The organism is Photobacterium sp. 53610, assembly GCF_036409375.1.
In the GTDB taxonomy this organism is placed as follows: Bacteria; Pseudomonadota; Gammaproteobacteria; order Enterobacterales; family Vibrionaceae; genus Photobacterium.
Window position 1 is genome coordinate 17,212 of sequence record NZ_JAXOFS010000006.1, and the last position, 26,864, is coordinate 44,075.

Below are 26,864 nucleotides of genomic sequence, written 5' to 3' on the forward strand. Positions count from 1 at the left end.
CTGGTTACAGCGAGGTCATGTTATCGCGCATTTTCTGCAGGGCGGTCGCTACGGTGGTTATCTCACTCTCGGATAGCCCGGCCAGCGCATCCTTCTGAATGCTCTGAATCACGCGGAGGATTTCATCAAGAATTGGTTGTGCCGTCGGTGACGGATACAGCTGGTAGGCCCGACGATCTTTGGGATCCTGACGGCGCTCCACCAGCGAGGCATCGACCAGCAGATCAATCAGCCGGACCAGTGAGATGGGTTTGATCTCCAACATGTCTGCCAGCTCAACCTGCCGAATGCCCTGAAACCGGGCGATATAGTAAAGTGCCCGGGCCTGAACCATTGTTAATGCTTGATCTTTAAAACGCTTTTTAAAGAGTTTCCTCATCAGACGGGTCAGATCGGTCATGACAAAACCAAGGGTATTCGGGTTCATCCGCTCAGCCTCAAATAGTAAGTATTGCGTATTATGTGTAAATATTACTAAATGTTTCAATCCGTGAGCAGAAAATTGATCCGTCAGGGGATGGCTCTGGGGAAGTCTGTCCCGGTTATAACAGGGCTGAAAATGCACGCAGTGATTCTGCATGCCAATCACAGGTATGACCTTGATTCGTGTGGTTAAGATGTCGTGATCAGCGGTGACGAAGAATCAGACTGCCGGTCGGAGCATGCGGCGCCAGAAACCAGGGGTGGGGGGTAACATCCATGCCGATCCGGCTCTCGTACTGAGCCTCCGCGTCCAGCAACGGGGTGTAGTCCCTCATGGCTTTTGAACTGGTATAAACCAGCAGATAGCGGACGGGCGTGCTGTAGCGCGATAACGGAATTTCCAGTTCCAGCCTGTCAGGTTCCTCTACGCTGAAAGGCTGATAGCGGTATGCGGTCAGACTGTCAATCAGCAGAAAATCTTCAGAATAAAGCTGTACCTGAGGTGGAAAGACCGTCTGGCTGACCAGGCTGGTCAGAAGAAGGTCCTGTCGGCTGATGGCCGGACTCAATCTGATAAGCTTGGTAAAGCTGCGGCCGGAAGAAAGCTCAATAATGACATCTTCATGAGTCAGCCGGAAAAGAACGGGCAGCTCATCGCAACAGGGCAGGGACGGCAGATTTCGGACTTCCGTGAAATAACGTTTTGCTGTGGCTAGTTGGTCTCTGTCCTGGCGTGCCTGGGAAACGCTGATGTTAGTGACGCCGTTTACGGTGTCCGGAGAAAAGCTGTCTGTCAGCGAACAAGCTGACAAAGTCATTACCAGAAAGAGGTAAGAAAGGATTCGCATACCGCCTCAGGCTGATCTGGATTTATGTTTAAACATAGCAGTTGGCCTGAGGCTGAGCATAATTTGAGCGTTGAAGCTTAACGGGGAACGCCATCATTTCAGATGGCATTCCTGAGGCTTTTGCAAGCTGTCGCCGGAGCCTGAGGTTAAATCCTGAACGTTTGTTGACAGTTCCTGCATTTGTAGAGGGCACGGCAGGTGAGCTTTCTCCAAAGCGTTCGTTTTATCCGGTAAATTTGAGGATTGTCGCAGCACATGATTGGCTCTCATTTTTCTTTATTTTGATAATCAGCAGATTACAGCCAGACCTGTCGTGGATTTGTGACTTCGGTCACTATCAAAAAAGGGGTGACATAAAGCTGACTTTATCGTGACATCATCTTGACGGATGGGTGCGGAATATTGCTTTTATTGTCAGTGGTTGTCTGAAAGTTGAGCGACCAACGGGAGTTGATACTCCCTTGGGCTACACATAGACAGGTTGGAAAGAAAGGAAAAATAGAAATTCAGAACCGTTTCAGACTTTGGTTTTCTTATGGCAGCTTTTGCATAAGTAGACCGCTTTGCAGGTAATCCGTTGCCAGATCCCACGCTTTACCCTCATTAAATTCGGCTTATCGCAACACATGATTTAGTCCTTATTGTCGTGTTTTTTTGACGATATACGAATTGTAATGCAATTTGTTTACTAAATTAAAGTGATATCCCTCGCAAAAGTCAGGGTAATGGCAAAAAAATGTCACCAAAATCGTCGAAAATTAGCATTTTTATTCAGATGCTTACAATGAGTGGTCAAAATATTGACTTAGTGATTGCATAAATAATCCGGGCTTTCTTCTGGCATTTTATCCTGGCGGTAGTTTTTTATTATCCCAAAGCGAGCCAAAGCCCCACACCCATCATGAGTGTGCCGGCAATTCGGTTCATGAAGCGAAGATTGTCTCCCCGGCTCAGGAACAGCCGTAAACTCCGACCGCCATTCGCATAGACCATCAGCGCGATGAACTCGGTCAGCAGGATGATACTCAGCAGACCAGCCATCTGAGGTGCAACAGGGAGTTCAATATTGATAAAAGGTGGCAGCAGAGAAATCATAAATGCCCAGCCTTTAGGATTTGCAATTGCAGTGATAAATCCCTGAGAGATGAGTTGTCCGCGCTGGGTTTCGGTTGGAGCATCCAGATTCATTGACATTTTTCCGCGATTCCGCCACATGCTGACACCCAGCCAGATCAGATAAGCGCCGCCAATCCACTTCAGCAGATGGAAAAGCTGCGGATAATTCAGCATCACTGTGGCGACACCCATAACGGCGGCAATGGCGACCAGTGCCACGCCCACCAGTTCGCCCAGCATCATCCAGAGTGTCCGTTTGACACCAATACTCATGCCCAGTGTCATTGCTAATGTCATACACATGCCGGGCGTAATGGAGACAAAGAAAAAAGTCGGTATAAATGCGCTGAGTAAGGTGAAATCTAACATATCGTCAAGTGGCCTCAAGATGCAGGGTTCAGAGCCCCGTTCGGGAAGAAACAGCGGTCTCCAACAAAGAAGATGATGTTGAAGTGGGTGATTCTTTTTCGTGAGCTGGTGATGAAGCGAGCATATTGAGGTTATCCGGCTTTATCAATCAATTTGTAAACGATTCATTCGCTCATGCTATGAGAAGGCTGACTGGCAAGTCTTTGTAAAAGAGGCTCACTGGCGCTGACAGGATTGATTCCAGATATACCGGGACATCGTGCCCCGGTCCGCTGTGTGATGGAAATATTCAGATCTTTCAGAAACAACGTTCCAGGTGAGCGTCAAAACGTGTCAGGTCGTTTTCAATGTCCGGATTCTTCAGGACGTCGTAACAGACAAAGGTTTCCAGTGGCGTCATACCAAAGAAACGAAAACTCATATGAATCGGGAAAAACAGGTCATCGACACTTTTGCCCTGAAACAGATATTCATCCGGGTTGCCGAATGCTTCTGCAGGTGCATTGAAGGTCAGTGACAACATGTATTTTTTCCCCTGAACCGTGCCGCCAGTGCCGTAATTTTTCTTCGGATCCGCCGAGGAACGGCCGTCGCCGGTACAGAGTGAGCCGTCCATTCCGGCGGTATAGACTTCATCCATGTACTTTTTAAAGATCCACGGAACGCCCATCCAGAAGACTGGTGTTTGCAGAATGATGATGTCAGCCCATTTGTGGTTCTCAACTTCCTGTTGTACATCGTAATCATTTTCCATGGTCACGACGCGGGTCTGGTGGCCTTTTGCGGTGAGTAAAGTGGCAGCACGGTCCATCAGCGTCCGGTTCAGTCTTCCTTCTGAAAATGGATAGGCCTGATGGGCATTGATAATCAAAATATTGCTCATGTCACGTCTCCTGGCTTGTTCTCTGTAATCAGTGTGATTTGTGGTTTATTATGGTAACCATAAAACTTTAATCAACCAGTATACTTTTAGTAACCTTGTTGTTTCGGAGGCGTTTTCTATGGGAAGTTCAGTAAAAACAGATACTAAAGGCAGAAAAATTGTGCTCAACGAATGTAAGGAGCCCTGTTCTGTCGAGAAAGGGATGCGGCTGATCGGGGGGAAGTGGAAAGGCACAATTCTTTATCATCTGAAAGATGGCCCTGTCCGGTTTAATGATCTGGCCCGGATGCTGGGCGGGGCGAGTAAGAAAATGATCGATCAGCGGTTAAAAGAACTCGAAAGTGAAGACATGGTGGTCCGCAAAGTGATCAGTGACCGGCCAATTGCTGTCAGTTACGAGCTGACCGAGTTTGGTCGTTCGGCTCTGGTTATTCTTGAGCAGATCCGGCTTTGGTCTGAGAAATACAATGTCGGAGAGAAGGTAAAGGCGGTTGCGGTGAGTGCCTGACGGGACTTGCTGAGCAGCAGGGTAGGTCTTATGAGGCCTGGCGAAAGACTTTGATAAATACTTATGGCGGCATAGATATTCAATAGATTGAATGGTTCGTGTGATTTTTAGACATTTACCGCAGGGGATGGTGAAAAAATTCATACTTTGATGACAAAGTGTTCACAATTTATATCACTGTTATTATATTGGTCTGACCGAGATGTAAACGGACTTATCACTGATGAAACTTTCCATAGCAAGGAAGCTTCGGGTCAGCTTCTTATTTTTGACTGCCTTGTTTCTTGCGGCAGCCATCCTGCTTTACCTTCAGATCACCAAAGTTGAAAACCATGCCAGCTCGCTGCTGAGTGTGGATTTACCGACGGTCGATGCCAGCCGCTCATTACAGCAAAATGCCGAATTTTCGTTATCCAGTTTGCGGGCGTATATGCTGGCAGCGGATGAAACAAGGCAGGCTAAATACCGGCAGCAGCTTGATGACGCTTTTGCCAAAGTCGATGAAGAACTGATTCGATTGCAGAGCCATGTGTCACAGGCGCAGTTTGCTCAGGTGAAAGCTGACTGGGATGCGCTCAAAACCAGCGAACTTGCCGTTGCTGAGCTCAGTCATCAGCCTGAAAACTTACCTGCGCACCATCAGTTGCAATTTGAGGCTGCCCCTTTGGCTGAAGTGGCGCTGGATCAACTTCAGGGGATGATCAACGAAGAAGAAAGCATCCCTGAAGGTGAAGCACGCAAGCGTCTGATGAAGCTGTTTACCGATGCTTATACTTCTCTGTCGAATGGCTTGGGTGAGTTGCGGGCATTCCTCATCAATGCAAATCAGGACAATCTGGACAAGTTCGAAGAATATATGCGTTCGCACAATCGCGCAGTTTCTGAAATTGAACGCAAAAAAGAAAGCCTGACAGAGAGTCAGCAAGGGCTGTGGTCGCTGTTTAAAGAAATGCAGGACTTATATTTGCCGATGGCGACAGATGTGGTGATGCAGCGGCAGGCGCAGGACTGGAATAAAGCCAATTATCTGATGGAAACTGAAACCCTGCTGGCGGTAGAACAGCTTGCACAGACAATTGAAGCTGTCGTGCGTGAGCAGCAGGCTGTTGCCGCACAAAGTGGAGAAGCCATCGGCAGCAGTGTCCAGAAAGTCGTAATGTTGCTGATCGCGATCAGTGTGATTGCCAGCTTGTGTTCTCTGGTGATCGGGACCTGGCTTGGCCGGGATATTGGGTCGCGGCTGGGCCGGGTGGTTGAGCGTGCAGAACAAATTTCCCACGGTGATTTTTCTTCCCGGGCCATGGAGAATAAGGGTTCGGATGAAATCGCAACCCTGATAGGTTCTGTGAACCGGATGTCTGTATCGCTGTCAGGGCTGGTGACCGGGGTCTCGGAGAAAGCGCAGGCTGTGAATGCCAGCATGGATAAGCTGCTGGTGACAAATACGGATACAGCGGGCGAAGTGACTGATCAGGCATCGCGGATCAGCTCGGTCGCAACTGCCATTGAAGAGATGACGGCGACGGCCCATGAAACCGCTCAGAATACTCAGTCAGCGTCGGATGATCTGGCACATTCTGCTTCGTTGCTGGCCAGCGGAGAAGCGGCATTGATGCGAAATCACCAGACAGTTTCTGAACTGAATACGCTGGTGGCGCAGGCTAGTGATATGGTGCTGCAGCTCAGCGCTGACAGTGACCGGATTGAGCATGTCACGGACGTGATCCAGAGCGTTGCGGAGCAGACAAACCTGCTGGCTCTGAATGCTGCCATTGAAGCTGCACGTGCCGGTGAACAGGGGCGCGGCTTTGCGGTGGTGGCAGACGAAGTGCGTTTGCTGGCACAGCGGACAACGGAGTCGACCACTGAAATCAATGCAATCGTGGATGCGATTCAGTCTTCAACTCAGCATGTTGTGAAAGTGATTGAGCAGAGTCAGTCTCTGGTCAAAGTCGGAACGGAACACACGGCAACCGCCAACGAGATGCTGAAAGATACGGTCCGGTATATGGAAGAGGTGTCGCAGAAGGTGAGCGATATCGCGGTCGCCACTGAGCAGCAGTCCAATGTGTCTCAGTCGGTGGCTGAGTTAGTCCACCAGCTGTCATCTTCTGCCGATGACGTGTCCGGCAACTGCAGTGTTGCAAATCAGACATCGCAGTCCATCAAATCTCAGGTTGAGGACCTGAATCAGGCCATGAAGAAATTCACGGTTTAAAAGATTGTGCTGCAGATGGACAAAGCCCGGCAAATGCCGGGTTTTGTGTGTTTGAGGGTGGCCGCTGCTCAGAGTTTTTTCATCAGTGAGACTTCGGTCGGCGCTGCCAGCCATTGTGTAAATTTTTGAGCGACAGCTTGTGTATGTGCTTCCTGATGATGGTTTTCCAGCGCGTTTTTACTGATCCATTCCTCGTAGAGATAAATATATTTTCCGCATTCAGACGTATGGATATCAAACCGGATACAGCCGGGTTCCTGACGTGTCGCATCCAGCATACCGAGGAGTGCTCGTTTGGCTGATTCAAAGAACGTTTCATGAGGGGTGATTTTTGCAAAGACAAATGTATTTTCTGTCGACATAGGCGCTCTGTTTTGGGTGATGAGAATGGGGGCAAGCGCTGAAAATATCATGATAAAACTGAGAGTTTCAACCTGATGCTTATGCTCTCGCAACGGATTGAAGCCCTCATGGTTCACAGGGGCTGATGGTGGCAAGTTGTGTTTCAGGCGGAATCTAAGACGAGCACACAAACCATGCGCTGGCGCTTGCTGTGATGTACGCTTCCTCGTGCCAATCCAGTGGCTCCAGGTAAGGCGCTGTACGGATATCGCCTTTGAATTTTTCTTTAATCAGCACTCTGACTTTTCCTTTGTCTGCCTTTTGTACGGTCCCCCGGTAGGTATAGCCCAGACTGTTTCTGTCTGGTTTTTCGTACAGACATACCCGTTCACCGATACTGGTATAAATATGTTCACTCTCTTCAGTCCAGGTCCCATTGGTGCCGGGTGCTTTGCGGGTATTGGTCAGGAGGACTGTTTCAGGAGGGAGATCAATCAGCTGACGATCGGTTGAAAAGGGCAGATAACCCAGTGCGATAGCAGACAGATACCATTCATTGTCAGGGGCGCCGTTATTTTCAATCACTTTCAGAGTAATGAAAGGGCCATCCAGACAGAGATCAGCCCATTGTTCCGTACTGCTGATGCTGGCGTAAAAGTAGGGGCGTTCATCTTTCGTGTTGGCATCGGCGACACACCAGGAGCCGGAGTCCAGATGAATCATCCGGCCGTGATTGGCGTTGCAGACCTGTTTGACCATGTTTTGATACTGGGCAATGTCTTCGTGGGCTTGTGCCGGTGTACTGCTGCAATAGCGATAGGTATATGAGTAGGCACTTTTCGGGTAATACATGCCTTTGTCGACCACTGCACCATTTTCACGGCTTTCACTCTCTGAGATAAAGTCCTGTGTGGTGCGATACATACTGTACTGGCTGCCAAAGCCCAGTGATGCAGGCAGGCTGCTGCAGCCTGAAAGGATAAGTGCGCAAGAGAATGTGCGGAGCACAAGAGAAAGATGCCTTTGCATGCCGTAACCCCTAATACACGAAACATATTCTTATTATGCTGTTTTCTAGTATAGGAAAGGTCAGGAATTTTTGAAGAATTACAGAGGGTAAGAAGTGGCACGGTCAGGGTCTGAGCCCGTGCCACATAGGCGGATTATTTTGTCAGTGCCTGATTCAGCCACTGGTCAAAGCGAGATTTCGGTAATGCGCCATTCAGGGTATCGACCAGTTGACCCTGTCTGAACACCATGATGGTCGGAATACTGCGGATACGGTACTGAACGGCCAGCTCTTGCTGCGCTTCCGTATCAATTCTGACGAAACGAACCTGATCTTTGCGTTCTGCGGCTACGTCTTCAAAGATTGGTGTGAATCCGACACATGGGTTACACCAGGGGGCCCAAAAATCAACGACTACAGGCTGCTCACTTTGCAGTAAAGCCTGGAAATTTTCTGAGGTTGCATCAACGGGTTTGCCGTCGAGCAGGGATTCTTTACAGTTTCCGCAGGTTGCTTTGTCATGAATGCGTTCAACCGGAAGACGGTTCAGTCCTTGGCAATGCGGGCATCGGGTCGTAATTGTTGACATTGTAAGTTTCCATTGTTTGCTGGGATAAACTCAATGTACTGATTTTAGGCGGTTCAGAAAAGAGGTATGCAACAATTTGTGCAATCGGGGAAATCAATGGATAAAGAAGGCGAACACAGGCTAATGCCTTTTCAGTACATTAGCCTTGATGAGTAAAGCTCAGGATAAATAACCTTTGTATATACCGGGCTTAGTGGAGCAGACCCAGCTCTTTTGCTTCTTCGATGGTTAGCCCGCATTCGCGGATGTCACGGAGCATTTCAATACGTCGGCGGGCAGCAGCTTGTTGTTGTTTGTTCCCTGTAGCTTTTGCCGGGGTCGCCGTTTCGTCTTGCTGATCCCACTTGGTAGTGGCATCAGCCATGTCAGAAAAATCAAGTGAGTTGATAGACACAATTACCTCCTAAAAGCACTATGCGTCGAGATCACGCATATCTTTATCAGAGCTTTCTCCTCGCTTCAAAGCAGATAAATCGTGCTTTGTGAGCAAAAGCGTATTTGCGAGATGAAGTCGCCTGCAGGATAAAATACTGCTTTGACAGATGATCATTTCGGAGTATCTTCCGCAATTCGGGCCTGTGATTATCGTGCTGAATAAATCGTCGGTCTGAATCAAAAGAAGCCAGTGATGAAACTGGCTCCTCGGTGCTCTGAACCCTGCAATATCAGCGCAATTGCGCCATGACCGACCGAATAGCGGCCAGAACGTCCTGACCGAAAGCCAAGCTGCGTTCCGGCGACCAGCCATAGAAGGCGTCCGGTTGAAGGTTGTGATCCTTAAACGGCATTTCCACCGTAAATGCCAGACAGTGAAACTGTTCCCCAACCCAGGCGGTTGCCATGCTCAGATTTGCCTGTCCCGGAGCATCCTTGTCATAACCATAGTCGTCCTGAAATTCCGGTGTAATGGTCAGCAGCGCTTGTTTGAAGTTGTTTTCCAGCCGGGCATGTCGTTCATCGTAAGACGGAATTCCTTCACAGCCTGCCACGAAGTTATACGGAATGGCTTCATCCCCGTGAATGTCCAGAAACAGATCAACCCCTGTCTGTAGCATCCGTTCGCGTACCAGGAAGACTTCCGGGCTTTTCTCCAGACTTGGCGACTGCCATTCCCGATTCAGGTTGATCCCAGCGGCATTGGTCCTCAGATGGCCGCGAATGCTGCCGTCCGGGTTCATGTTCGGCACGATGTAAAAGACGGCCTCATCAAGCAGGGCGCGCCCGACCGTATCAGTTTCGTCCAGCAGGCGTTGCAGCAGACCTTCCATGAACCATGACGCCATTGTCTCTCCCGGATGCTGGCGTCCAATGATCCAGATTTTCTTTTTTGAATCCGCAGGTTCGCCGATGGTCAGCAGGCTGATGTCGTTGCAGTCCAGAGTGCTGCCCAGAGTTTCCAGAGTGCAGTTGTAGTTCATCTGGGCCTGATGGAGCAGATCCTGGTGCCGATCACAGGAATATGGCGCAAAGTACGCGAAATACATGGAGCACTGTTCAGGCATCACTTGAAAGCGCAGGGTATCGCCATCAAATTGGGCTGGCACACGAAACCATTCTTCCCGATCATATGACGCAACGACATCGTAGTCTTTCCAGCCTTCCGGATAGGCCGATTTTGCTAAATCCAGTAATGCAAAATTGTGTTCGATTTGTGCCTGCGTTTCCAGACGGAAGTAAAACCACTGGTAAAACTCCGACTGGTTATCTTTGTTGATCTGAAGCCGGATGTCATCCGGTTGTTCGGCCTTTACGATACGGATATTGCCGCTTTCGAAGTTACTGAAAATTTTCATCACACTGAACCTTATCGGGCAAACGGATAGCACAACTATAGCAAGTCTGTAGTCAGTCTCTCGCCAAGCCGTTAAGCTGTGCACACAGAGAGCAAGATGACAGGTCGTGAGAAGGTGACATTACATTATTCTTCCCGTGCACTGATTCAGGTGCAGGATAAGATACTTTTGGTCAGACGGGTTGGAGACAGGATGAGTTTTCTGCCCGGCGGGCATGTTGAACTGGGGGAAGCTGCTGCGAAAGCGCTGGCCAGAGAAATTGAAGAAGAGACCGGGATGAAAGCCAGAGTTGGCTCTTTGATTGGCATGGCTGAAAATGACTGGCTGGAAAGTGGTCAGCAGCAGGCAGAAATTGCACTTGTTTTTCAGGCTGAACTGGCTGGGGTTTGTGAGGCCATGCAGATTGATTCCAAAGAAGCGCATCTGGAGTTTTTCTGGGCGGAGATTCGCGCATTGGATGAACACCAGCTTTATCCGGTTGCCTTGCGTGACCTGATACGGGAAGGCATGAGCCACTATCAGGGTTTTGTAGCTTCCGATCTGGATAAGTAGCCTGTTTTCCTAGCAAAAAGGTTTGATTCACAGCAGTGAAAACAGGTTTTGATGGCTTATTGAGCACTTGAACTTTTTTTACTTTACAGCCGGGCCATCACCACGTATTATTCGCCGCACTTACGGAGAGATGGCTGAGTGGTTGAAAGCACCGGTCTTGAAAACCGGCATACGTTAATAGCGTATCTAGGGTTCAAATCCCTATCTCTCCGCCACATTCAAAGAAACCGCTGAACTATCAGCGGTTTTTTTTCGTCTGAATCTTCGTCAGAGCCATGATATCAACGCCATGGGTGATGCTTGTACCGTATCGTGAATGACTGCCTGAAGAGCAGTAGTCATGTTCTTGAAGTGAATACGTTAGTCTGACATTAAGTTCTGCTCCATTGCAGCTCTGGAAAGAAAATTCAGATTCATGGCGCTGTGAGGCTTTAATGCCAAGCGTTCGTTCGCGAGAGCTTGCGCAAGATTTCTCAAACCGCCTCGCAGAGCTGCCTCTGTCAACGTCAGATCGATGATATCGCGCTGAGCATGACTGCCACCGAAGCGATTCGAGATGTAACGCGTACTGTAGAGCTGCTCTGCAGCGGCTTGATAGTCCCCATTCCAAAACGCCTTAAATCCTTTCATCAGAGGCAATCCAATTTGATGAGCCCATATTGCGACCTCCTTCGACGAGCGACTCTGTGACTGGAAGAGGGTCAGGAGCCGTTCTACGTCTGCATCTCGTCCAGCCCCCAAATAGGCCATCACGGCATGCCAGTCATTGAATGGGTACAGTTTTCCATCCGCATGTTGATCCCACTGATTCGCCAGCTCCTGCCAGCGGTTACCCACCTTGCAACCCAATAATTCCAGTCGCCACAGCAGTGCTGAGGCGTCCACCATGTCCAGGGCAACACTGCTGCGATCCTCACGAACTGGTCCGTCATAGAGTGCAAGCGCTGTGTCGAACTGACCCAGATCCAGATAATAAAGTGCGAGGTGCCACCAATTATGGACTTTGAAAAAGTTATCTTCACCAGACCAGCAGGACTCTCTGGTCGTCATCCAACCGATGCCGTCCTGGACACGTCCCTGCATCTCCATGACATGGGCCACGGCATGGTGTGCCCAGCAATCAAGGGGTTCCATCTCAATCGCCTGACGTCCGGATTCTTCTGCTTGCGCATAATGACCACATTCCTCTAACCCAAAGGCGTGCATGCCAAGCAGGATGGCGTAACCCGGTATCTCAGGAGACCACTGACGTAATACACGCGCGATTCTGTCACGCAGGTTTCTGGAATTTGCCCGATAGAAATCGATCAAATGGCCAATCTGCAAGCCAATCAGGTCGCGTGGGTAGGTGATATTATGGTGATCTAACAGGGTAGCTGCCTTGCTCCAGTTGCCTTTAAGCAAATGATTCAATGCATTGATATGGGATTTTTCTCTTTCATTGACGGGTAGTGCCTGTGCTTTTTCAAGCATTCCCTGAGCGGCACTTATCGAGCTGGGCTCTGTCGCCATCGCGCACAGATACGCTTTGAGTATATAAGCCATTTCAAAACATGGCGCTTGCTCAATGGCACGGTCTAATAAATGAAAAGGATCACCGCGATAAAGGTTGAAAGTCGTCACAGCCCTGTCATAGAGCTGTACCGCTTCTACCGACGCGCCTGACAAGTTGTTACCTTGCTGATCGGATAACATAACTGACCCCCCTGGGTGGACTGCTGCTTGTAGTGCGAATCCCACCTAAGTGTAGCCAATTGCAAATCGATTCTTCCGTTGATGCCGGGGAAGATGCCGTCTGAAATCAGTGAACACTGACGTGCGGACTCTGATCCGCTCTTCTCTGAATCACTGTTCGCTTATCTGGTTTGGGCATAAGCTGTTGAGAGTCGAGCGCTTACCTTGACCGGATCTGCTGTTGATTCAATGATCGCGAATGAAAATGTCAGAGGCGGGATGTGTATAACAGCGAATGCTAAAGTATTGATATTTTGAGTGAACATTTTTGTGTTCTCTGTTTCAAATGAAAACTGTCGATTCAACAAAAAATCACACCTAATTTTTAAATTTTATTTCCATTCAATGAATTGCTTACTGTTGTCTTATATTCTCACAATTGAGATATCTGTATTTATTTGTCAGGTAGATAATTACAGGGATTGAGTGATATAGGAAAGCAGTCATGAGTCGTCATCCTCAGTTAGTGATGTTTTCAGATAAAAGCATTCATTGCGATGCACTCTGTAATGTATTGAGAAAAAGTGGTGGATTTGAGCTGTTACAAATCAGCGATGTTCAGCAATTGGAACCTCTTGTAAATCAAGGGAAGGTCATCCTGATTGTTGATACGCAAGCATCTGAAATAATGACAATTTATCATCTGATTCAAAGTCACTGGCTACGGCCAGATAAAATTGTTTTGTTTAATGTGGGCGACCATTATGATTTTCGCTACGTCTTAAAATGGCCTCAGTGCTGCGGCGTACTGACTCAGGATGTCAGCTATCATCATTGGCTGGAAGGATTAAGTACAGTTGCTTCCGGTGAATTTTGGTTTACGCGGAAGGTCATGGCAGACCTCATTGCCTCTTATCGTAACCAGGGAAACTTTGAGGCACAGAAACGAGAAAGGAAAGCGCTGAGTTTAACGAAGAGAGAAGAAGATATTTTGAAGTTAATCATTCAGGGAGAAAGTAATGCAAAAATTGCAGAATCTTTATTTGTGAGTGAAAGTACAGTGAAAACGCATTTGTATAATGCATTCAAGAAAATTGATGTGAAAAATAGAAGGCAAGCCCGGGATTGGGCACGAGAGCAATTATTGTTTGAATATTAGTTTTTTTGTTTTTTAATAAGGGAGCTTGTCTCCCTTTTTTTATGTCTGTAATTCTGTTTGTATCAAATGATTGATTTTTAATTTATTGATTTTAAAGTTTATTTTTAACGTGTAAATCACTTCGAACTTTATATTTGATGTGAATTGTTTATGAATCAGTTTGTTAGGTTTGGTCGTTATTTGTTCAGGTTTAAATCATACTTTTCTCATACTTTGTTTCGGGAACAACGATCTAAAATAAAAATAAGCGAACGGGAGATGGTGTGGGGAAGATGGCAAACATCAAAATTCATAAAAATAAGTTGGTTTTGTTGCTTTGCTTAATATCTTCAACAGCGATGTCCGGTGAAGCGGTAAAATTGAACTTGAAGGGTAAAATCAGTCAGAAATGCAGTATTTATAACATATCAGACCTGATTGATTTGTCTAAGAGTGAAACAAAAATTGTAGCTTTTAAGTTTTACTGTAACTCACCATTTGATATTTCAGTTTCATCACAGAATGGTGGGTTGAAAAACGGGAATTACTTGGTTCGATATCACTACGCTTTGGATATTCCAAAGGCCGGAGTAAGCATTTACGGTGATAGCGAGAAAAGTGTTATCAACTCAAAGATTGTGAATGTGGAAAAAATTCCTTTCGAAAGCAGAGGAGAGATAAAGGTCAGTTTGATTGATAAGCTTGAAATGTCTGGGCATTATCAGGAAACACTGAAAATAAATTTATATCCAAAAAGTTTTTTATGAATGCTGAATGTGCTGTATCCATTGAGTATTCATAATTTCAAAGCAGTAAAAAACAATAAAATATCCTTAATGTATGTAATTAGCAGTTATGGAGTATGTTATGAAAAAGTTCATGTTATCTGCAGCAGCTGTAATCGTTCTTTCTTCTCTGTCTATGTCTGTGAGTGCTGGTGAAAGTTCACACGGTCCTCGTGGACCACAGGATGGAAGAAGCTGTAATGGTGATGTGTGTGATTTGAAAATTATCGCAGAGGTTGAAGAAAAATGCTTCTGTTCATTCGAAGGCCATGACTATGTCAACCTGGGTAAATTGAATGCATGGCACTCAACGACATCTCAGCCTAAAAAACTGCGCATTTACTGTAACACACGTAAAGCAGATGTTCAGGTCAGAACAATGAACGACGGTCTGAAAGGTCTCCATGATCACTACGGTGATGAAGATGTCGATTACGTTATCAAATCTGGTGGCTACCAATTTGATACAAACGCTGATGGTCACAAAGGTTATCAGATGTTTGCGAACAACTTCATGGGCGATTACCTGAATATCGTGATTCAAAGCAAACCATATGACTTCAAGAAAGTAAAACCTGGTTATAAATTTGATACGGCTTACTTCAAAGTAACGCCAGTGAAATACTACTAATACCGTCATGGCTTGAAAATCAGTGGGAGCATTGCTCCCACTTTTTTCAAAAGGAGGATGTATGCGTTGGCTCGTTTTGTTGTTGCTCTCTTTTAAATGCTTTGCCTTCGGTATTATGCCGGTCACTGTGGAAATTGGCGCATCAGGCAGCAAAGCACAGCAGAAATTTGTTGTTTCGAATCAGTTTGAAACACCATTACAGGTCGAAGTTGTCCCGCTGCAGTTAGAGTGGAAGGACGGCGCCTATCATGCAGTCCCTGCAGACGAAGATATTCTGATTCTGCCAGACACAGCAATGATTCAACCAGGCAGCAGCCAGGCGGTGATGGTGAGATATCTTGGCGAGCCGGATTTATCGCGTTCTAAAGCTTATGTCATTCAGTTTAATCAGGTGATGACGGAAAACAGTCAAACTGAACAAACGGACGGAAGTCTGGTTTCTATGGCTGTCAGTTATGATGCTGTGGTCACTGTTGCTCCGAATAAGGCGATTTCTGACCTGCAACTTGCCAGTGCCAAATCGTTAGGCAATGGGAAGTGGGAAGTCCTGATTGAGAATGCCGGTAATAAACATGGCTGGGCAACCAAAGCGGATTGGGTGATTCAGACGGATAAGGGTCCTGTGACAATTCCGGGCAAGGAAATTGCGAATCACATCGATGCAACTTTTTTTCCACCACTGAGCTCAACCAAGACTACATTTAAGTTAAACAAAGACATAGTCATTAGTAAGCAATTATCGCTTGAAGTGAAAAACACGAATTAGCTTGCAGGGGAATGGGAATGAAATGGATTTTCATCGCGCTTTTGTTCGGTAGCGTCGCCGGTGTATGCCATGCGTTGGAAGTTGGCCCGCTGGTCCATGAAATCCAGTCCGATTCTCCGATGCGAAGCAGCAAGGTCACGGTCAGGAATAATTCTGCCAATACCCAGCTGGTTGATGCACAAGTGATGGCGTTAAATTTTGACAAGAGCGGCTTTGTGGCCGCTCCAGTCAATGGTGATGAAATTATCGTTACGCCACCAGCCTTCAAACTTGAACCCGGTCAGATTCAGTCATTTATGGTGGTTTGGGCTGGCGGCCAGTCACTGAAACAATCTCGCAGCTACAGCGTGCAACTGTCAGCGCTCAGCCAGAAAACTGGAGCACAGCAAAACAATATTTCGATTCTGATTAATTACAATGTGATTGTGCATGTATCCAGCACCAAACATGTTGCAAATATTTCAACCCAGCCAATTCACGTCAGCAAATCTGATAATCTTGTCAATTTTACGGTTGATAACCTCGGCACCAAATATACCAAATTAAGTAATTACAACCTCCGGTTCAAAAAGAATCAAAGCTCAAAACCTTATGTGTTGACCGGCGAACAGATTGCCGGCAGTGATTACGATGTTTTTATTCCGGCGAAGCAGGCAACTGAAATTCACTTGCCGAATATTCTCTTTTCTGGCCGGCAGTTTGAGCAGGTCACACTTGAGAAGAGGTTGCCATGAGGTTGAGACTCTGTGCATGCTTCATCGCGATCATGACACTGTTTTTCAGGGTGTCCGATGTCTGTGCAGCTACGGATCTGGTCACCCCCAGAGTCATCACTTTTACCAGCCTGCTGAACTTTTACGGCCAATCCGTAGGGGAAGTCATGGTAAAGGTCACCCCCAAAAAGGAGCTGTTTATCAAGTACGACACGCTTGAACCCTTTTTGAAGCAAAAGCTGAATGAAGAGGCATTTTCAAAAGTTCAAACTTCAGTCAAAGACGGGTATGTGAACAGTGCAGAGCTTGCAACGCATCAGATTAACGTTGATCTCAGCTCAACCACTTTAGAAACGACAATTTCAATCCCGAAAGAGTTACTGAAAGACAGCGGGCTTTATCTGTTTCAGAATGATGAAGCGGTTGGGAATGCTGCGCAGGCAGATGATATCAGTGGCTTTGTGAATTATTTCTTGTCGGGCAGTTATCTGACCGGCGGAACCAATGGAGATAACTGGTTCTCCAGCAATGTGATAGAAACAGGTCTGCGTTATCAGAAATTTAATCTGTTTAATGATTTCTCACTGGACTTCGATGACGGTGAAACGGATTTTTATCGTTTATTATCCCAGCTCACTTATGACTTTCCTGATGAAGGAACGCGGATTACCCTGGGGGATTTGTCATTCAGGGCTTTCGGATTTCAAAGTGGCGAGAGCATTCTGGGGCTGAATATCAGCCGTGACTTTGGGGTGATTCCAACGAAAAACGTCCGTCCGATAGCCAATCAGCAATTTGTCCTGGAGCGTACGTCATCTGTCGATGTGTATATTGACGGTATCTTAATGCGCAGTATTCGTCTGGCTCCCGGCGCTTACGATATCCGGGACTTACCTTTGACGACGGGGGTCAACAATATTCAATTGGTGATCACCGATCCTTCCGGACGGCAAGAAGTCATCAATTTTAGTATCGCGACCGGGATCAGCTTATTGGCTGCAGGGGAATATGAATATTCGGCCTCATTAGGGATCGACAGCGAGCTTGCAGACAATCAATTAGAATATGAAACCGATGATTATATCTTTTCTGTCGGGGGAGATTACGGGATTACAGAATCCTGGACGGCAGGATTAAATTTTCAGGCACGAAAGAACATTCTCCAGCTCGGTGCGACAACGGGGTTTGGGACAGACCTGGGGTTGTTTGGCGTGGAAGGGGCAGTCAGCCAGCATCAGGTGCTGGACACCGGATTTGCCTTACGTTTGAAATATGATGCTTTTTTTGATTCCGATGATCATACGCTGAATGCACAGTATGAATATTTTACATCGAAATTTACGACCATCAGTGACAGCAGCATTGATAATTTTGTAGAAAACCCGAACGGTGTCGAGCATCGTTTTGATGTGTTCTATAACTATCTGTTATCAGACCGGTTGTCTGTCGGCATGTCTGCAAATGCACGGTATTTGTACGGGAATAATTTTGACTATGCCCTGACGCCGTCGATGGCTGGTGTCTGGTTTGATACACCGGCTAGCTGGAATATTCGCGTCACCTATGAAGATGATGAAGATCCGGATACGGATGAGTGGCGATTTTTTGTCTCAACCTCGATACCGATTGGCTCATGGCTCAATCCCAATCATCAGATGAGCGCGAGCTATGACTCGGTCGATCAGCGTTCCCAGCTCAGGTATAGCTATAATCAGAACACCGGTACGGTGGGTGGTGTTGGTGTTTTTGCATTGGCTGAAAATAACCAGGATGAAGATTTTGTTGGCAGCCTATCGGCGAACTATACGGGGAATCGCTATCTGCTGACCCTCGATCACGACAGTCTGGTTGATATTGACGGTGAGTATTCAACCGTCAACCGTCTGGGCCTGCAAGGTGCGGTTGCATTCACCGGCAGCCATGTTGCGGTCGGCCGTCCGATCAGTGATGCCTTTGCCATTATCTCGGTCCATGATTCCCTGGGGGAAAGTCCGGTCATGGTCAATCCGGAAGTGGATGGCAGTTATGCGGTACATTCTGATTTCATGGGCCCGATGCTTTTACCGGATATCGTTTCCTACCGTCCTCAGCGGATCGACTATGACGTCGAGGACTTACCCGTGGGTTATGACCTTGGTGAAGGCGGATTCAACATTAATCCGGAGCATGGCAGCAGTTATAGTTTAACCATCGGTTCTGATGCAAATATCACAGCACTGGGTTATTTGTATGATGCAGAAGGGAAAGCTGTGCCGTTAACCGAAGGTAAAGCCGTCCACCAGAATGATGCTGATTTTTCTGCGGTAGACTTTTTCACGAACAGTAAAGGACGCTTCGCCATTTCAGGACTGAAACCAGGCCGCTATAAGGTCAGTGTCTACAGTAAACCTCCGCAGGAATTTAACCTTTCAATCCCTGATGATGCAGGCAACATCATTCGATTGGGTGATATAAGGGTCAAAAGATGAAATTAAAACCGTTTTTGATGTTGTGTGCCCTTGCTGTATTTTCCGGCAGTCCATGGGCTGCACCGAACTGTAATCTTTCTCTGCAGAACATTCGGCTGGAGAACACTGGCAAAAATGTGATTTATGACATTTTTGAAGCCGGTAGTTTTTCACTGATTCAGAATCATCTTATTGATATTAAAAATAATAGCAGTGATTTAACCTGCGATACCGTGGTGCTGATTCAGCCCAAGCAGAATTATTTTTCGGGCTCTCAGCGCGGACAACGGCTGGAATATCAGATTCTGGCGGCAAAAAATGCGGCTTCGATTTATGAAAATGGTTTAGCCATTGTGGTCAGAAACCTCAAGCCCAAAGAAAAAAGAACACTTTCCTATCAGCTCAGGTTTGCTTCGGGGCAGTATGTTTCCCATGGACAGTACCAGAACCTGTTTGACTATACGGCCGTTGAATACCCATTAAACAGAACCAATATTTTTGACGAGACGGAGCATGACTTCCAAGTCAGGGTCAATAAAACAGCAAAAATCAGCTTATGGGGAACCAATGACCGGCATCAGTACACCGTTGATTTTGGTGAACTGGAAACGGGAAAAACCCTTCAGATCGCCCCTCAGCTTCTGGTTCAAAGTACGGCGGATTATTCCATTGATTTTCAGTCTGAGAATTATGGTCATCTTCGCCACCGTTCCGGGGATACCAAGTGGGATGTGGACTACGACTTTTTTGTGAACAACCGTTCCGTACCCTTGGCAGCAGGCGGACACAGCGTGAGTTTCAGGCAACCGGCCAGCGCGGTTGGAGACCGGTATTCGATGATGTTCCGGATCGGAAATGTCAGATCAAAACCTGCCGGACAATATGAAGATGTCATTACGATTACCGTGACACCATCGCTTGTTCATTAGGCCCGCTTGCCGTCTGTTTAAGACAATCGTAAAGGATTCGGCCCTGTCGGGGCCGATCAACCTCAGTAACTTGCCTCCAGTCTCAATAAGGGACAGCACCAGCCCGGCGTTTGCGTTTTACTCATAAAAAGGTTGAGGAACAGGGGCCGGGTCTGGCTCCCGTAGGTGTGTCTGCGGCACCAGAATCAAGTGTTGAATCGTCGTTCGGGCGACCTATGTGAAGTCTGCGTCTGATGAAGATAATGACTTCAGATTGCTTTAGCTGATCAATTCCGAACAGCGTCACGGTGGATGCAGCGCGGGTAAAAACACAATTGGAGGCAGGTATGAGCCAGCTAGAGGCCGTATCCATTGAGAGCTTTAAAAAGCACTTTCAGGGAAAAATTGTTCTTCCCTCAGATGATGATTACGATGAGGTTCGTCAGATCTGGAATGCAATGATTGATCGAAAACCAGCCATCATTGCACGCTGTATTTCTGCGGAATGTGTTGTGCAGGCGGTCAATTTTGCGCGTGAGCATGATCTCCTGCTGTCTGTCCGTGGGGGAGGACACAACATTGCCGGGAACGCTGTCTGTGACGGCGGCTTAATGATTGACATGTCCCTGATGAATGCTGTGCATGTGAATCCGAATACACAAAGGGCGGTTGTGGAACCTGGTTGCACCCTTGGCGATGTGGATGCTGCGGTGCAAAAACATGCTCTTGCGACACCGCTTGGAATCAACTCGACTACCGGGATTGCCGGTCTGACGTTGGGCGGTGGTTTTGGATGGCTGAGTCGGCTTTACGGCATGACGATTGACAACTTACTTTCAGTCCATGTTGTTACCGCGAACGGTACCCAGCTGAAAGCCAGTGAAACTGAAAATGCCGATCTGTTCTGGGGTGTGCGGGGCGGCGGCGGTAATTTTGGTGTGGTCACTAGCTTTGAGTTTCAGCTTCATCCGGTCGGCCCTGATGTGCTGAGCGGGTTGATTGTCTTTCCGTTTGATCAGGCGAAGTCAGTGCTGACTCAGTTCGCTGAGTTTACGGAGTCTATGCCGGAGGCACTGAATGTCTGGATGGTCACTCGTAAGGCGCCACCACTGCCATTCCTGCCTGAAGCAGTTCACGGTAAAGAAATCGTCGCGCTGGCTTTGTGTTATTTCGGTGACCCGGCTGAAGGTGAAAAACTGATTGCGCCTTTACGCAGTTTCGGAAGGGCATACGGTGAGCATGTCGGTGTGCAGCCTTATAGTGCCTGGCAGCAGGCCTTTGATCCTCTGTTAACCCCGGGCGCCCGGAACTACTGGAAATCACATAACTTTACCCACTTATCTGAAGGCGCCTTAGATGTTCTGATTGAATACGCCGGAAAGCTGCCGTCACCCCATTGCGAGATATTTATCGGTACGATCGGTGGGCAGACAACTCAGGTGGCAGCGGATGCAATGGCCTATTCAAGTCGTGATGCACGGTATGTGATGAATGTTCATGGCCGTTGGGAAACACCTGAAGAAGATGAAGCCTGTATTTCCTGGGCGCGAGAGTTTTTCTCGAAATCAAAACCTTTCGCCAGTGGCGGTGCCTATATCAATTTCCTGACGCAGGATGAGAGCGATCGCGTTGAATTTGCTTATGGTGAAACCTACGCACGATTGGTCGAGCTCAAGAAAAAATATGATCCCAACAACCTTTTCAGAATGAATCAGAATATTAATCCGGACGGCTGAAGCGTCTTTAACGTGAAAGCCCGCCAAATCTGGCGGGCTTTCAGTGGTTGTTTTGACTGAGCAAGGTGTTGCGGCCATTGTTATGTCAGCATCAACACCGCATGCAGCAGGATAACGCCTGCAGTCAGTCGGCTTCGCATCGGCTGATATGCTTTGGGGTTCTCTTCCCCTTCCGTCTGCCGAATCAGTTTTTCTGCAAACCAGACAGCCAGATAACCCAGTGCCAGGAGTCCGGCTGCTGTCACGCTATGCTTATTGCCCTGCAAAATTGCGCCCCAGGCCAGCAGAACAAACAGATTGCTCAGAATCAGGGCATTCCGGCTGAGTTTGTGGGCCATATGATCAATGGCGTTGCCCCATAAAATTCCGGACAGAAAACTCAGAATCACGGCGCTGTAGGCGATGAACATCTGTTGGCCGGACAAGTTGAACAGCCTGATATCCGTCATAGCCAGCATCAGGGTGATCAGAAAAGGCAGCAGGCCGAGATAGCCAAGCTGTTTCATCAGAGAGTCAGGTGTTTGCATCATATGTCCTCAGGTGATGAATCACCGGCTGATCCGGGATAATTTTTCCTTCATAAATATAGCTTCAGTCAGTGTTTCATGCGCAGTTGCGACCGTTTCGGCATCATAAGAAACAGATACAGCCGGAAACCCGAAAGTATTTATTCTCCGAATACTGACTATTCAGTTTTTTCATGCATTGGCGGGGCCTTTGAAACGTATAGTGATGGGTTTCAAAGGCTGGTTGTGCTGTTGGTTCGGACGAAAGTCGCGTGATGCAGGATGCGCTGATGCTTCTCTTCGGGCATCGTTTTTTATGAAAATTGCTCCGGCCTAGCTTGGCCCGATTTCGTGACAGAAGCTTCCGCCAATCTATGAAGACTCAGCTACAGTTAGACCAGCAGAGAACGAGAATCACTGAGCAAAAGCGTATGTAACACACGGCAGGCATATCCGAACCGGTATTGCAGCTTGCCAGAGCAAGTATTTACTGACTGGAGAAATATGATGAAAGTTCTGTATTCCACAAAAGCAACATCTACTGGCGGGCGTGACGGTGCTTCGGAGACTGAAGACGGCAAACTGAAAGTGCAGTTGAGCACACCGAAAGAGCTGGGTGGAGCCGGCGGCAGCGGCACGAATCCGGAACAGCTCTTTGCGGCGGGTTATTCTGCCTGTTTCATCGGAGCAATGAAATTTGTAGCGGCACAGGATGGCATCAAATTACCGAATGAGCCCAGCGTGACAGCGCAGGTGGGGATTGGTGAAAATCCGAAAGGCGTTGGCTTTGCAATTGATGTCGAGTTACATATTTCGCTGCCGGATCTGGAGAAGGATGAAGCCAGGGCGTTGGCAGAAAAAGCGCATGAAGTTTGCCCTTACTCAAATGCGACACGTGGCAATGTTCGTGTTGAACTCGTGATCGTATAACGAACATTTCATAATTTTAATGGGCTCAATTGAGCCCTTTTTTTGTTTTCAACGTTTTGTTTTTAATTTTGGCTGGTGGCGGAGTCAGAGATGTTTTTTATTTAAATATCTGCAAGTAAATTATAATTAACTTTATTAAGTTTGAGCCATTCAGACATAAGGCGACGATGCGGAGGAAATATTAAATTCCAGTTTTTTTTGATATTAAAAAACTGCTGATATAAAAACGACTTAGCCTCGCCATTAATATTTGTGAGGAAGGTCAAATAAAGTTGTGAGTTTTCGTTCAGCCCTTTGCTGGCGTGGCTTGAGGGTGTGTTTCGTTATGAGCTTTCTTATAGTCAAAATGACTTTCTTTACCCTCAAAAAGTCGGAATTGAAATAGGCTATTGAAATGCTTTATAAGAGAATTCTAAACTCAGCGCATCGAATCATTTTATGGCTGGTATTTCCCTTTGTCTGAGTCTGATAATCAAAAAGTGTCTGCGATTGATAGTGTGATTCATCGTGCGCTGATTAAAAAAAAGAAACGTCAAAAGGAATTGGAGCTTGCAAGCAAACCTTCTCTTGAGGAAAGCCTGCGGGCTAGGTTCGATATTCTCGAAACAATGACCAAGCCCGGTCGCGGCACGGTTGTGTACAAGCTGGCCGATAAAGATGATCCCAATAAAGTCATTTGCTGTAAGTCCGTCATCGAGCGTGGAAACGAAGCAGCAGAGAATGCATTACTGAGTGAAGCAACAAAGCTTGAGGTCTGTCAGCACCCGAACGTTGTGAAATTCATTAAGGTTGGCCACGAATTTACCACCCCTTATTTTTTCATGGAGTGGGTCAGTGGCGAGAATCTGGCCCAGAAAGTCAGCCGTCACAATAACGGTGGCTTTCGTGCAGATCACATTGCCTGGCTGATTTATCAGCTGGCCGGTGCGCTGGATTATGCCCACACCCAGGGTGTGTGTCATCTGGATATCAAGCCTTCGAATGTGCTGATTGGCGCAGACGATGCTGTTCGTCTGGTTGATTTTGGTGCTGCGCAATATGTCGGTGAAAGTAACGAATATGTCGAGGCCAGTCTGAACTACGCCTCGCCTGATTATGTACGTACCGGAGTCGGACAACCTGAAGATGATGTTTATTCACTGGCTGTGATGGCCTATTGCCTGTTCCTCGGGGTAACTGCCAGTGCAGATATCGGCATGGTTATTCAGGGCCAGAAGCGGCCGGTGGTGATTCCGCCGCATGCATGGAAAGCTATTAAAACCGTGATCACCAAACCCCGTTATCACGGCTATTCGCCGATTCAGTTTGCGCAGGTGCTGGGTCAGATTGATACGGATACACCGCTGTCGAATGCACCGATTTTCAGCAACATGCGAAATGCCGATCTGGTTCTGAGTAAGAAAAAGGTCCATGCATTCAGTGCCATTGAGGGCTGGAAGTCGCTGGAAATTACCCTGATTGGCGCCACTTTGGTGTTGGTTGCTTTCCTGGTGCTTCGCAATGTTTTTTCTTTTGCGTTCGATATGAATTCAGGAACGCCGGTTCAGTCAGCCAGTTTCACCTACGACGGCCAGATCTTCCAGCCGGATGATACGTCCTGGTTTACCTACCAGTTTCTGAATGAGTTTACATCTGAGACACCAGAGCTTTCGAAAACGGCGGTCTCTGTGGTTGAAGCCTATGACCGGAAAAAGTCGGAACGTGAAAAGCAGCTGTATCAGCACCTGAGTCCGGTGTTTGAGGATGAGCGTCAGGCTGAGACGACACGCCGTGAAGAACTGAATGCGGTCAAAAATGAACTGATCACCATTCGGCGTTTGATGCAGGGCGGACAGCCGGGCGACAGTGTGCACATTGAAAAACAGCTCTCCAGTGCTCAGGCAAGGATCAATGCGCTCCTGCAAAACGAAAGTTTATACAGTGAAAATGCAGTCACGCCTGAGGAAGCCCTGAATTTGCTGGAGGTCGGCGATGCGGTGTTTGCCCGGAAAGCGTTTGAATCGGCCTGGCAGAAGGCCACGGCTCAGGCTTACTACTATTCGCACGAAGTCCGTTATGAGACGGTCGTGAAGGTACTGTCGCGCGTTTCTGTCCTGATGGATGAAAGCAAGTTCAAAGATGCCTCCAGCCTGATCGAAAGTGCACAGGAAGTATTCCCGGAAAGCAAGGATATCCGCCGGATGAGTGCCTTACTGTATGCGCGCCGCGGGGAATACATTCTCCAGCAGTCGCTCCACTCAGATTTAGTCGTGGATAAAAGCATTATTCAGCAGGCGTATCAGGACGTGAAGACGTTTGCGCCGGAACGATTGGAGCAGGTGAAAGCACAGCTGAAAGAAGAAATTGCGCAGGGGAGTGAATCCAGATTCAAAGCCGGTGCGCTGAGTATCAATGCCAAAAATGTAACGTCGATTGTTTTACCGGATTGGGAGTGGGAAGCATGAGTGATTTAAATACTCGGCTGGATGCACTGTTGTCTCCAATCAGCGCGGACCAGCCTGTGGGTGAGGATGCCCGCTATGAGCTCTGCTATGAGCTGATGGAAGCTGAAGTGAAGAAGTTCGGCTCATTGTTTGGTGAAACAGTTGACTGGATGGAAGTGGAGAAGCAGGCCGAGATTGTTCTGCTGCAGCACAGTAAAGATCTGAAAGCCATGGCGTACATCGCCCGTGCCTGGGCCGAGCATTATGACAGTGCTGGCCTGAAAGCCGGTCTGGTCTTGCTGAAATCCGCTCTGGAGCAATTCGGGTCTGCTCTTTATCCGTCTCGGGCCAGAGCCCGGGATGGCGCCATTGAATGGCTGGACAAGCAAATCGAGCTGGTCGCGCCAAAACTGAAGAACCCGGCTTACGAGGATCTGGATACGAGTTCGGCGCTGTGTCAGGACATCGGCTTCTCGATGGGCGAGGTATTCGAAGGGTCGGATGTCTCAATGGTGAGTGCCCGGGATGCTTTGGCAATCCAAAGCCGCAGTATGGGCGCTCCGGCAAAACCGGCAGTACAGTCTGCGCCTGCTGCGAAAGAAAAACCGGCAGAGCCTGTGAAGCAAGCTGAAGCGGCGCCGGAACCTGTTGCGCCGCCGCCAAAACCGGCTGCACAGGTATCCAGACCGACAGCGGCACCGAGTGTCTCGCTGAGTGGTGACACCGATAAAAAATCGCTGGAACAGATGGCTGAGCATCTGCTGCACCAGGACCCGGCAATGCCGCTGGCTTATCAGGTTGGCCGGTATCTGACCTGGATGGCCGTGGATGAGTTGCCGCCACATGACGGTGACGGAAAAACACCGCTGCGTCTGCCGGTGAGCCAGGACACCATCAGTGATTATGAGGCGGCGCTGTCAGCCAAAGCTGTGGATGAACATTATCGCCGCCTGGAGAAAAGTCTTCGCAATACGCCGTTCTGGCTGACCGGACACCGTCTGATTTCGGAGATGCTGAAGCAGATGGCGTTTGTTCAGGCAGCCGAGGCTGTCCGTGAAGAGACACGTCGTTTTATCTCCCGCCTGGAAGGCGTGGAATCCCTGTCATTTGATGACGCAACCCCATTTGCCGACGAGGCAACGAAACAATGGCTGGCTGCGGCACCTGCGGGTTCCGGCAGTGCAGTCAGTGAAGGGTTGTCTGAATTACTGGGCGATCTGGACGGCGACAATCTGGAAGGTGCTGAGCTGGGTCAGTTACTGGTTTCAGCCTCTTCTCAACTGGATGCCGCTCAGTCCGGGCGCGCCAGATTTCTCTTACATCTGCAACTGGCCAAATTACTGCACAACAATGGTCTTCACAGTCTGGCGCTGCCACATCTGGAAGTCATCTGGCCAGAAAGAGAACGGGTTCATTTGAGTTACTGGGAACCGCATCTGGATGCAGAACTGGAGCAGTTACTGTCTTCAACACTGACTCAAATTTATTCACGGGAAGAAGCCTTTCCCGGCAAGTACAGAGAATGGCTGAAAGCCGTTCATTAACATATAGCTGCTA

At 48.0% G+C, this 26,864-nt stretch carries 25 protein-coding genes and 1 tRNA gene; 15 read left to right on the forward strand and 11 right to left on the reverse strand.

Translation table 11 applies throughout. The annotated features are described in order from the left end of the window. Positions 1-4 precede the first annotated feature (4 nt). From SPK40_RS15475 to SPK40_RS15490, 4 genes are all read right to left on the reverse strand, one after another. Positions 5-427, reverse strand: a complete 423-nt coding sequence (locus SPK40_RS15475; protein ID WP_248142755.1) for a MarR family winged helix-turn-helix transcriptional regulator — start codon at positions 425-427, stop codon at positions 5-7. 199 nt (positions 428-626) lie between these two features. Then, on the reverse strand, positions 627-1,271 hold the full coding sequence (locus tag SPK40_RS15480) for a MalM family protein (protein WP_330961070.1): 645 nt from the start codon (positions 1,269-1,271) through the stop codon (positions 627-629). A gap of 867 nt (positions 1,272-2,138) precedes the next feature. Then, a complete protein-coding gene (locus tag SPK40_RS15485; protein ID WP_248142752.1) occupies positions 2,139-2,756 on the reverse strand; it encodes a LysE family translocator in 618 nt (205 codons plus the stop codon). A 298-nt stretch (positions 2,757-3,054) separates the two neighbouring features. After that, positions 3,055-3,639 (reverse strand): NAD(P)H-dependent oxidoreductase, encoded by a 585-nt coding sequence (locus SPK40_RS15490; protein ID WP_248142751.1) that lies wholly within the window; start codon positions 3,637-3,639, stop codon positions 3,055-3,057. A 118-nt stretch (positions 3,640-3,757) separates the two neighbouring features. Here SPK40_RS15490 and SPK40_RS15495 point away from each other — a divergent pair, with 118 nt between their 5' ends. Together SPK40_RS15495 and SPK40_RS15500 are read left to right on the forward strand one after the other, a co-directional pair. Beyond that, complete coding sequence (locus SPK40_RS15495) at positions 3,758-4,147, forward strand: winged helix-turn-helix transcriptional regulator (protein WP_330961071.1); 390 nt, start codon at positions 3,758-3,760, stop codon at positions 4,145-4,147. Between the two features lie 223 nt (positions 4,148-4,370). Beyond that, positions 4,371-6,365, forward strand: coding sequence for a methyl-accepting chemotaxis protein (locus SPK40_RS15500; protein ID WP_330961072.1), 1,995 nt, complete (start codon positions 4,371-4,373; stop codon positions 6,363-6,365). Between the two features lie 68 nt (positions 6,366-6,433). Here SPK40_RS15500 and SPK40_RS15505 read toward each other — a convergent pair whose 3' ends face one another. From SPK40_RS15505 to SPK40_RS15525, 5 genes are all read right to left on the reverse strand, one after another. Continuing rightward, positions 6,434-6,727, reverse strand: a complete 294-nt coding sequence (locus SPK40_RS15505) for a putative quinol monooxygenase (RefSeq protein ID WP_330961073.1) — start codon at positions 6,725-6,727, stop codon at positions 6,434-6,436. 154 nt (positions 6,728-6,881) lie between these two features. Beyond that, on the reverse strand, positions 6,882-7,736 hold the full coding sequence (locus tag SPK40_RS15510) for a hypothetical protein (protein WP_330961074.1): 855 nt from the start codon (positions 7,734-7,736) through the stop codon (positions 6,882-6,884). 134 nt (positions 7,737-7,870) lie between these two features. Beyond that, positions 7,871-8,305, reverse strand: a complete 435-nt coding sequence (gene trxC, locus SPK40_RS15515; RefSeq protein ID WP_248142746.1) for a thioredoxin TrxC — start codon at positions 8,303-8,305, stop codon at positions 7,871-7,873. Between the two features lie 190 nt (positions 8,306-8,495). Next, positions 8,496-8,699, reverse strand: coding sequence for a hypothetical protein (locus tag SPK40_RS15520; protein WP_248142745.1), 204 nt, complete (start codon positions 8,697-8,699; stop codon positions 8,496-8,498). 271 nt (positions 8,700-8,970) lie between these two features. Further along, positions 8,971-10,098, reverse strand: coding sequence for a M14 family metallopeptidase (locus SPK40_RS15525; RefSeq protein ID WP_330961075.1), 1,128 nt, complete (start codon positions 10,096-10,098; stop codon positions 8,971-8,973). Between the two features lie 96 nt (positions 10,099-10,194). Between SPK40_RS15525 and SPK40_RS15530 the strand changes: the two genes are divergently transcribed. Both SPK40_RS15530 and SPK40_RS15535 read left to right on the forward strand, forming a co-directional pair. Then, complete coding sequence (locus SPK40_RS15530; protein ID WP_330961076.1) at positions 10,195-10,650, forward strand: NUDIX domain-containing protein; 456 nt, start codon at positions 10,195-10,197, stop codon at positions 10,648-10,650. Positions 10,651-10,774: 124 nt separating this feature from the next. Beyond that, positions 10,775-10,865: transfer RNA gene (locus tag SPK40_RS15535), tRNA-Ser, on the forward strand. Positions 10,866-11,010: 145 nt separating this feature from the next. Here the strand turns inward: SPK40_RS15535 and SPK40_RS15540 are convergent. Continuing rightward, on the reverse strand, positions 11,011-12,318 hold the full coding sequence (locus SPK40_RS15540) for a tetratricopeptide repeat protein (RefSeq protein WP_330961077.1): 1,308 nt from the start codon (positions 12,316-12,318) through the stop codon (positions 11,011-11,013). A gap of 511 nt (positions 12,319-12,829) precedes the next feature. Between SPK40_RS15540 and SPK40_RS15545 the strand changes: the two genes are divergently transcribed. From SPK40_RS15545 to SPK40_RS15580, 8 genes are all read left to right on the forward strand, one after another. Then, a complete protein-coding gene (locus tag SPK40_RS15545; RefSeq protein ID WP_248142741.1) occupies positions 12,830-13,483 on the forward strand; it encodes a LuxR C-terminal-related transcriptional regulator in 654 nt (217 codons plus the stop codon). A gap of 272 nt (positions 13,484-13,755) precedes the next feature. Beyond that, positions 13,756-14,229, forward strand: a complete 474-nt coding sequence (locus SPK40_RS15550) for a hypothetical protein (protein WP_330961078.1) — start codon at positions 13,756-13,758, stop codon at positions 14,227-14,229. 100 nt (positions 14,230-14,329) lie between these two features. After that, on the forward strand, positions 14,330-14,878 hold the full coding sequence (locus SPK40_RS15555) for a hypothetical protein (protein ID WP_248142739.1): 549 nt from the start codon (positions 14,330-14,332) through the stop codon (positions 14,876-14,878). A 61-nt stretch (positions 14,879-14,939) separates the two neighbouring features. Next, entirely contained in the window at positions 14,940-15,644 is a 705-nt protein-coding gene (locus SPK40_RS15560; RefSeq protein ID WP_248142738.1) for a hypothetical protein, read from the forward strand. A 17-nt stretch (positions 15,645-15,661) separates the two neighbouring features. Beyond that, a complete protein-coding gene (locus tag SPK40_RS15565; RefSeq protein WP_330961079.1) occupies positions 15,662-16,378 on the forward strand; it encodes a fimbria/pilus periplasmic chaperone in 717 nt (238 codons plus the stop codon). Further along, a complete protein-coding gene (locus SPK40_RS15570; RefSeq protein ID WP_330961080.1) occupies positions 16,375-18,825 on the forward strand; it encodes a fimbria/pilus outer membrane usher protein in 2,451 nt (816 codons plus the stop codon). Before SPK40_RS15565 ends, SPK40_RS15570 begins: the two co-directional genes overlap by 4 nt. Next, positions 18,822-19,733 (forward strand): hypothetical protein, encoded by a 912-nt coding sequence (locus tag SPK40_RS15575; RefSeq protein WP_330961081.1) that lies wholly within the window; start codon positions 18,822-18,824, stop codon positions 19,731-19,733. The genes SPK40_RS15570 and SPK40_RS15575 overlap by 4 nt, the downstream gene beginning before the upstream one ends. 326 nt (positions 19,734-20,059) lie before the next feature. Beyond that, on the forward strand, positions 20,060-21,448 hold the full coding sequence (locus tag SPK40_RS15580; protein ID WP_248142734.1) for an FAD-binding oxidoreductase: 1,389 nt from the start codon (positions 20,060-20,062) through the stop codon (positions 21,446-21,448). An 80-nt stretch (positions 21,449-21,528) separates the two neighbouring features. Here the strand turns inward: SPK40_RS15580 and SPK40_RS15585 are convergent, their stop codons facing one another. Then, the gene (locus SPK40_RS15585) at positions 21,529-21,975 is read right to left on the reverse strand and encodes a DUF3429 domain-containing protein (RefSeq protein WP_330961190.1); all 447 of its coding nucleotides are present in this window, start codon (positions 21,973-21,975) and stop codon (positions 21,529-21,531) included. Positions 21,976-22,461: 486 nt separating this feature from the next. Between SPK40_RS15585 and SPK40_RS15590 the strand changes: the two genes are divergently transcribed. The 3 genes from SPK40_RS15590 to tssA all read left to right on the forward strand — a co-directional run bounded on the left by SPK40_RS15590 (position 22,462) and on the right by tssA (position 26,851). Next, a complete protein-coding gene (locus SPK40_RS15590) occupies positions 22,462-22,884 on the forward strand; it encodes an organic hydroperoxide resistance protein (RefSeq protein WP_248143344.1) in 423 nt (140 codons plus the stop codon). Between the two features lie 455 nt (positions 22,885-23,339). Next, positions 23,340-25,328: a serine/threonine protein kinase gene (locus SPK40_RS15595; protein ID WP_330961082.1), complete on the forward strand. Its 1,989-nt coding sequence runs from the start codon at positions 23,340-23,342 to the stop codon at positions 25,326-25,328. Continuing rightward, the gene (gene tssA / locus SPK40_RS15600) at positions 25,325-26,851 is read left to right on the forward strand and encodes a type VI secretion system protein TssA (protein ID WP_330961083.1); all 1,527 of its coding nucleotides are present in this window, start codon (positions 25,325-25,327) and stop codon (positions 26,849-26,851) included. The genes SPK40_RS15595 and tssA overlap by 4 nt, the downstream gene beginning before the upstream one ends. The last annotated feature ends 13 nt before the right edge of the window (positions 26,852-26,864 follow it).